5 protein-coding genes and 1 CRISPR repeat array are annotated in these 8121 nt (G+C 28.0%); of the genes, 2 read left to right on the top strand and 3 right to left on the bottom strand.

The window, feature by feature from the left end; genetic code table 11:
* Positions 1-44 precede the first annotated feature (44 nt).
* A complete protein-coding gene (locus QOR43_RS02270) occupies positions 45-1472 on the bottom strand; it encodes an ArnT family glycosyltransferase (RefSeq protein ID WP_265135072.1) in 1428 nt (475 codons plus the stop codon).
* Between the two features lie 89 nt (positions 1473-1561).
* Here QOR43_RS02270 and QOR43_RS02265 point away from each other — a divergent pair, with 89 nt between their 5' ends.
* Both QOR43_RS02265 and QOR43_RS02260 read left to right on the top strand, forming a co-directional pair.
* Positions 1562-2605, top strand: coding sequence for a sulfite exporter TauE/SafE family protein (locus QOR43_RS02265; RefSeq protein WP_265135071.1), 1044 nt, complete (start codon positions 1562-1564; stop codon positions 2603-2605).
* Positions 2602-4227, top strand: a complete 1626-nt coding sequence (locus QOR43_RS02260) for an MqnA/MqnD/SBP family protein (RefSeq protein WP_283571409.1) — start codon at positions 2602-2604, stop codon at positions 4225-4227. The genes QOR43_RS02265 and QOR43_RS02260 overlap by 4 nt, the downstream gene beginning before the upstream one ends.
* Before the next feature lie 349 nt (positions 4228-4576).
* A CRISPR array of direct repeats spans positions 4577-5193; the repeat unit is 29 nt; unit sequence GTTTTATCTGAACTATGTGGGATAGAAAG.
* A gap of 163 nt (positions 5194-5356) precedes the next feature.
* On the opposite strand, the gene QOR43_RS02255 is transcribed toward QOR43_RS02260, so the two are convergent.
* Together QOR43_RS02255 and murC are read right to left on the bottom strand one after the other, a co-directional pair.
* Positions 5357-6706 (bottom strand): nicotinate phosphoribosyltransferase, encoded by a 1350-nt coding sequence (locus QOR43_RS02255; protein ID WP_265133969.1) that lies wholly within the window; start codon positions 6704-6706, stop codon positions 5357-5359.
* Positions 6700-8067: a UDP-N-acetylmuramate--L-alanine ligase gene (gene murC, locus QOR43_RS02250; RefSeq protein ID WP_265133968.1), complete on the bottom strand. Its 1368-nt coding sequence runs from the start codon at positions 8065-8067 to the stop codon at positions 6700-6702. The genes QOR43_RS02255 and murC overlap by 7 nt, the downstream gene beginning before the upstream one ends.
* Positions 8068-8121: the final 54 nt, after the last annotated feature.

The following is an 8121-nucleotide window of genomic DNA, read 5'->3' as shown; positions in this document are numbered from 1 at the left end:
CACTTTTGACATATTTATATGGTTTTGCTTTAGGTTTTTCTTTGTTAAGAGGTATAAATGCTTCCCTTAGAATTTAATTTCTCACTCAAGGTATAATCTATTATCTGCTCTTTGGAAAAATCTCTCAAAACCTTTCTTTGAGCATAAAACGGTAAATTATGGAAAAATCTATTTTGGATAATAAGAGGTATCTTTTTATCTACAAATAAAACCTTCTGTCCTATCTCTTTATAAGGTCTATATTTTTCAACTTTTGGAAGAATTGAAACAACAAATATAAAAAATGTGATTAAAATTGAGAAAAATGGTAAAAGTTTTAAATCTTTATACCGGATAAAATAAATAATAGGGAATAAAGATATAAGATAATAGATATAATCTAATTTAAAAAGATATATTATTGCAATATTTAATCCGGTAATCAAAATAGCAGGTATTATTAAGGTGGCTTTAAATAGATAATCATTTTTTGAGTTTGTAAGATAATAAGATACAAAAATAGATAAAGCCGGATGAGCCTGTATAAAATAGGTAGGTATTTTGCCTTTTGCAATGGTAAATATAATAAACATCACAACTACCCAGCTAAATATAAATGAAAATCTTTTTATATCTTTTAAACTATTTATAAATCCATAATAAAATGTTAAAGAATAAGGTAAAAATCCCCAAAGTATAACGGTAAGATAAAAAAATATATCTGTAAATTTTGATTCTTCTGCAAATGCTCTTTTTATTGTTTCTTCATTATAAACCTGCCAAAAATAATCTCCAAATTTAAGATGCATATAAACAATCCAGCTAAATCCTATAATTAAAGCTACCGGAATACCTATATAAATTTTTAAAAATTTTAGCTCTTTAATTATTTCTTTTATACTAAAATTTTTTTCAATAAAAATATATAATCCGACAATACCGGAGATAACAAAAAAGTAAGGATAGCCTTTTGTAAGAATTGTTAAACCAAGGGCAATATAAGAAAAAAATATATATTTGAAATCTTTATCAAGATAACCTTTTAAGAAAAGATATAAAGTAAGTGTGAAGAAAAAAGCAAGTGGCACTTCCGGAGAAGCATATCTTGAATTTATTATAAATTGAAAACTAACAGCCATAATAACAAATGCATAAAATCCAACTTCCGAGTTATATAATCTTTTTGCTATAAGATATGTTAAAAAATTTGTTCCAAGAGCCATCAGAACAATAGGTAATCTAATGGCAAACTCATTTAATCCAAAAATAAATACAGATAAAGCAATACTCCAATATGTTAAAGGTGGTTTGTTAAATCTTGGCTCATAGTTATAATAAATATCAAGAAAATTTCCGGATTCAAACATCTCCCTAACTGCTTCTGCATAAAAGCTTTCATTAGGTATCCATATAGCATTTAACCATACATTCCAAAAATATATAAAAATTATCCAGAAAATTATAAAACTTCTAAAATAGATATTCCTATCCATAAAACTCCTTATTGTTTGAAAATGAAATTTATGATATAAATTTTAGCATGAATTAGCTTATTTTCTAAATAAAATCAGGAGTGTGAAAATTGGAAATATATTTACCGCTTGCTAATGTATATATTAATCCTTTTGTGCTTATAATACTTGGAGTTGTTGTTGGGATATTATCCGGAATGCTTGGTATAGGTGGCGGTATAATACTCAACCCTGCATTGATAAAACTTGGGATACCACCTATTGTAACAGTTGGCACATCTATATCCCAAATGATAGGTGCTACTGTATCAGGATTTTTTACCCATTGGAAATTAAAAAATATAGATTTAAAAATGGGTATTTTTATAGTGATTTTTGGAGTAGTAGGTGGAACATTAGGAACAATAATAACCCATATTTTAGAAAAAGCAGGACATTTTAGGGAAGCAGTTTTAACTATATATACTATATATCTATTTATTCTTGGCGGTTTAATGCTGATAGATGCTTTAAAAAAGAAAAAAGAGAATGAAGAAGGAAAATTAAAAAAAATTGCTGATAAATTGCCATTTAAAATAAAATTTCAAATCGGAGATGTGTCATTATTAGTTCCGGTTTTTGTTGGTATATCTTCCGGATTTTTAGCTTCTATGCTTGGTATTGGTGGTGGAAATATTACAACTCCGGCACTTATGTATTTTGCAAATTATCAACCACAAAAAGCAGTAGCTTTAAGTATCTTTCAGATGATGTTTGTTACTATCTTTTTAACATATTTTCATTCAACGATAAATCATAATGTAGATATAATACTTTCTTTTATTTTGCTCCTTGGCTCTTCTTTTGGAGCAGTATTTGGAGCTTATATAGGTCAAAAGCTCGGAAGAGATAAATTAAAAGGCTTTTTGGCTATGCTTATGATAGCAGTAGGATTTACAACATTTTATGAGCTTGTTTTCGGTAAAGAAAAAGCAAAAGCTATAATTACAATTTCAGAGAATATAATTACAAAATTTGCCCTTGAAAATCCATCATTATATGCAATATTAGTAATAGTAATAAGTTTAATAGCCGGAATAATAATTAGTGCATTTGCCCATAGACTTAGAACATTTATACTTATTACTATGGAGAAAAAAGAGAGAAATAAATGAAAGTAGGCTGGATAAATTTTTTAAATACTCTTCCTTTTGATTTTGAAAAAGTAGGAATAAAACCGGATATAGATATTCAGATAATAAAGGATTATCCTGCTGTTTTAAATAAACTTTTAAAAGAAGGAAAAATAGATATAGGGATTATCTCTTCTGCTGAATATATAGAAAATTATAAGGATTATCTGATTTTACCGGATTTATCAATATCTTCATACAAAGATGTAAAATCTGTATCAATATTATCAAATACTGCATTGGAAGATATAAAAGAACTTTATCTAACAAAAGCATCTAAAAGTTCTGTCTTACTTACAAAAATAATTTTTAAAGAGTTTTTAAAAAAGGATGTTATTTATCACTCCCTTGAAAACTGGGAAAATCTTGAAGAAAAATCAGTTTTATTCATAGGTGATGCAGCAATTCTTTTTAAAGATAAATTTAAATATGTATATGATTTATCTTATCTTTGGTATAAATATACAAAAATGCCTTTTACATTTGCTTTATGGTGTGTAAGAAAAGATTTTTATAAAAATCATCTAAAAGAAGTTTTATTATTTCATAAATTATTAATCCAAACAAAAGAAAGATTTTTTAATGATATAGATAAATATTTAGATAATATAAATTTTGATAAAGATTTTGCAAAAGAGTATCTTTTAAATCTTGATTATAATCTTGAAAAAAAACATATAGAAAGTTTGAAGAAATTTTCGGAATATTTACTTAAAAATGAGTTTATAAAAGAAATACCGGAATTTAGATTTACAGATAAATTAATTATTACAAATGATGGAACAACTACAATATATAATAGCAATTATGAAGAAGCATATCACAGTATAAAAGCCGGAGCATATACAGAAAGTTTATATAAATTTATTATCCCCTGTAATATAGAAAATCTTGCAAAAGAAGGAAGTATAAAAATATTAGATGTTGGTTTTGGGCTTGGTTATAATGTTGCTACTGCTATAACATTTGCAAAACAGATAAATAAAGATGTAAAGATTGAGTTTATATCCATTGAAAAAGATGAAAATATACTTGAAAAAATAAAGATATTAGATATTCCGGAAAATTTAAAATATGCTTATTCTTTGATAAATTCTTTAAAAGAAGGTGAGATTTTATTAAATAATAAGATTTTTAAAACTTTGGAAATAGATAAAGATAATATAAAGATAACGGTTATAATAGGTGAAGGTAGGGAGATTATAAAAGAACTTGCTGAGAATGGAGAAAAATTTGATGCAGTTTTTTATGACCCTTTCTCTCCAAAGGTAAATACGGAAATGTGGAGCGTGGATTTATTTAGGTTGATCCGGAAAATTATGAAAGAGACGGCAATATTTGCAACTTATTCTGCTTCTTTGGCTGTCCGAAAAGGATTATTAGAAGCCGGATTTAAAATATCAATTGTGCCACCGGTAGGCAGAAAAAGCTCTTCTACAATAGCCACAATCTCTGCTGATATTCCACCAATGCCGGAGAAAGAAGAAAAAAGATTAAAAAATTCTCCATTTGCCATATCTTACAAAGATGAAAACCTTTCTCTTTCTTCAAAAGAAATCCAAGAAAGATATGAGGAAGAAGTTAAATCTTTTTCCACTTTTTAAATTTTTTTATGTTATAATTTTTTAGGTTATTTAAAATTGGTTTAATTACTTGGCAATAGAATAAGAGAATAGACTTTCTTTCTTGTTTTTGAGGAGAAAGATGAGCCTATTAATCAAACGCTGTTTTATTTTTTCAAAAATTTTGCATTTTCAATAGAAAATATATTTCTGTTTAACTTGGCTTGTATCAATGATTTGCGAGAATATAACAGAAAATATATTTGCATTATCTGAGGTTCGATGCAAAAAATATCAATTTGCGGTTATTCAGTTTTAAACTAATTTTTGCTAAAAACCTCTTGACAAAATTTAAAAATTTCATTATTATTTTTTATACAAAAATTGACGGGTTTTATCTGAACTATGTGGGATAGAAAGAATCTCTAAACTTCTCTTTTCCTTGCCTGTCTATTTTGTTTTATCTGAACTATGTGGGATAGAAAGCAGCTATTTCAGATGAGTCTAAACTAAAAGACTCTACAGTTTTATCTGAACTATGTGGGATAGAAAGAAAATAGTAAAAAGCCTACTAAAAACAGAAAAGTTTTATCTGAACTATGTGGGATAGAAAGATCTTCTTCTCCATACCGCTCTCAAAGAATATGGAATGTTTTATCTGAACTATGTGGGATAGAAAGTATAATTTTATATCCGGTTTTTTAGAAAAACAAGAGGTTTTATCTGAACTATGTGGGATAGAAAGCGAGTTGAATTTCACTCATGGATATAATATCAAGGTATGCAGTTTTATCTGAACTATGTGGGATAGAAAGCAAATTGTTTTGAGGATTCCTTTAATTCTTCTAAATAGTTTTATCTGAACTATGTGGGATAGAAAGTGTATCAAAGGAAAGCTTAAAATATCTTCCTACAGGTTTTATCTGAACTATGTGGGATAGAAAGTATATAAATAATGATTTAAATTTATGTTATTTTTGTTTTATCTGAACTATGTGGGATAGAAAAGGTTACAAGAGTAGTGATTGAAAAAAAGGTTTATGTAGAAAAAAATAAAGGGGAATGAAGAATTCAAAAAAATCCCCACCAAAAAGGCAGGGAGTTAGATAAGGTTTCTCAATGAATGAGGGATAGAAAGATTTATTGAATGAATACATATCTGTAAGGATAACTAGCTAACCTCTTTTTTTAATTTTTCCATTATATCCTTTAAAGATTTTGATATTTCCGGTAAAAATTCATATTTTTTATATATATCTTTTAGTTCTTCCGGTAAAGTTTTAAAATTGTTTAAAGATTTTTCTTTTATTTGATTTAAAGATGGATAATTTTTTTCTACCAATTCTCCATTTATGATAAACGGTTTTAAAAGAGGATTGGCTTCTTCTAATTTTTCATCAAATAAAGTTATTATATCTTTTTGAATAATGCCCTCTTTTATTATCCTATATACTTGTTTTTTTGCCGGTAGTGTTATTTTTTGGGGACTTAATTTTATTTTTGGTTTTTTTGCATACTCTACAAGTTTATAAGCACAATCAAGATATGGTAAATCGGAAGAAACAACAAGCTCCGTTCCAACTCCAAAACCATCTATCGGTGCATTATTATCTAAAAATTCTTTTATTTTATATTCATTCATACTGCCACTGACAAAAATTGTAGCATCTTTATAACCATTTTCATCAAGTATTTTTCTTGCTTCTTTTGAGAGGGTTATAATATCTCCACTATCCAACCTGATACCTTTAAAGGTTTTCAGATTTAGATATTTTGCTACTTCAACTGCATTTTTTACACCTTGAATTGTATCGTATGTATCTACTAAAAATATTGTATTCTCTTTATATTTGAAAGCAAAGTTTAAAAATGCTTCTTTTTCGCTATTGTGAGCCATTATGAAGGAGTGAGCCATTGTTCCAAAGATTGGAATGTTAAATTCTTTACCGGCTAAAACATTGGATGTTCCTGCAAAGCCACCGATAAAACTATTTCTTGCGGCTTTCATTCCTGCATCTGTTCCGTGAGCTCTTCTGAGACCAAACTCTACTAATAATTTATCTTTTGCAACAGAATAACATCTTAAAGCTTTTGTAGCTATAAGAATAGATATCTGCATTGTGTTTATTATAAATGTTTCTAAAATCTGTGCCTGAATTAATGGTGCTTCTACAACCACAACCGGTTCATAAGGGAAAAAGATTTCTCCTTCTTCCATTGCATAAAGATTTCCTGTAAATTTAAAATCTTTCAGATATTTTAGGAATTCATCGGAAAATTTACCGGTAGTTCTTAGATATTCTATTTCTTCTTTTTCAAATCTTATATTGGATATATAATATAAAACTTGCTCTAAACCAGCATTTAAAAAATAATTTCTGTTTTCAGTATCTCTAACGAAAAACTCAAAAACTGCTACATCATTTATACCTTTATCAAAATAAATTTGTGCCATTGTCAATTCATATAAATCTGTAAGCAAAGAGAAATTTTTCTGATTTACAAATCCAAAATTTAACATCTCTCTCTCAAAAATTTAGATAGATTATCAGATATTGTTGTGATATTACCGGCTCCAAGTGTTATTATTAAATCTCCATTTTTCATTATATTTTTTATAAGATTTTCTGCTTCTTTTATATCTTTTACAAATATAACTTCTTTTTTTCTCTCTTTTATCTTTTCTGCAAGAGCTTCTCCGGTAATTCCTTCTATTGGTTTTTCTCCGGCTGAATATATATCAGTAAGGATAAGAACATCAGGAATATCAAAAGATTTAGCAAATTCTTCAAATAATGAGGCTACTCTACTATATCTATGTGGCTGAAAAACTGCAATAATTCTTTTATCAGGATACATATCTTTGGCAGCAGATAAAGTGGCTTTTATTTCCGTAGGATGGTGAGCATAATCATCAACAACAATAATATTTTCATCTTTATATTTAATATCAAATCTTCTGTTTGCATTTTTGAAGTTCTCAAGGGCTTCTTTTATTACACAAAACGGAACACCAAGTTCAAGGGATATTGATATGGCAGCAAGAGCATTGTAAATATTATGTTTTCCCGGTATTGATAAATGAATATCTCCGTATCCTTTTATATGAAATTTATATCTTCCATCTATAAGCTCTATATTTTCTGCTTTAATTTGAGCTTCATCTGAAAGTCCAAATTTTATAACTTTTTTTTCAATTCTTGGTAAAATTGACCTTACATTTTCATCATCAATATTGACAGCTACTGCTCCGTAAAAAGGCACTTTATTAGCAAACTGAATAAAAGCATTTTTTATATCTTCTAAATCTTTATAAAATCCGATATGTTCTAAATCTATATTGTTTATTGATACTATGGTAGGTGTTAATCTTAAAAAAGAGCCATCACTTTCATCTGATTCTGTCACTATAAACTCTCCTCTACCAAGCTTTGCATTACTGCCATAAGCTTCAAGTTTTCCTCCTATGACGACTGTAGGGTCAAATCCGGTTTTACCAAGGATTGTTCCTACCATTGATGTTGTTGTTGTCTTTCCGTGGCTTCCGGCTATTGCTATACCATACTTAAATCTCATAAGTTCAGCAAGCATCTCTCCTCTTGGAATAGTAGGAATACCAAGCTCTTTTGCTTTTTGAAGTTCCGGATTATCCGGTGTTACGGCAGAAGAATAAACAACAAGGTCTGTATCTACAACATTTTCAGGATTATGTCCTATAAATATTTTTGCTCCCATTTCTTTTAGTTTTAACACAGTTTCGGTTTCTTTTAAATCAGAACCGGATATTATAAACCCTTGATTTAATAAAACCTGTGCTATACCATTCATTCCTGAGCCACCAATACCAATAAAATGTATCTTTTTTACTTTTCCTCTAAACAATTTCCTCTCCTATTGTTTTAAAATATAAATGCTATAATATTATAGCAACTTATA

This window comes from Venenivibrio stagnispumantis, from assembly GCF_900182795.1.
GTDB classification, from domain to species: Bacteria; Aquificota; Aquificia; order Aquificales; family Hydrogenothermaceae; genus Venenivibrio; species Venenivibrio stagnispumantis.
Note: the sequence above shows the minus strand (reverse complement) of the source record. Positions and strands in the feature narration are given on the sequence as shown.

What these genes read in the sequence shown, in the direction of transcription:
- QOR43_RS02270 (WP_265135072.1), bottom strand. Translation starts at nt 1,472, where the DNA reads ATGGATAGGAATATCTATTTTAGAAGTTTTATAATTTTCTGGATAATT.
- QOR43_RS02260 (WP_283571409.1), top strand. Translation starts at nt 2,602, where the DNA reads ATGAAAGTAGGCTGGATAAATTTTTTAAATACTCTTCCTTTTGATTTT.
- QOR43_RS02255 (WP_265133969.1), bottom strand. Translation starts at nt 6,706, where the DNA reads ATGTTAAATTTTGGATTTGTAAATCAGAAAAATTTCTCTTTGCTTACA.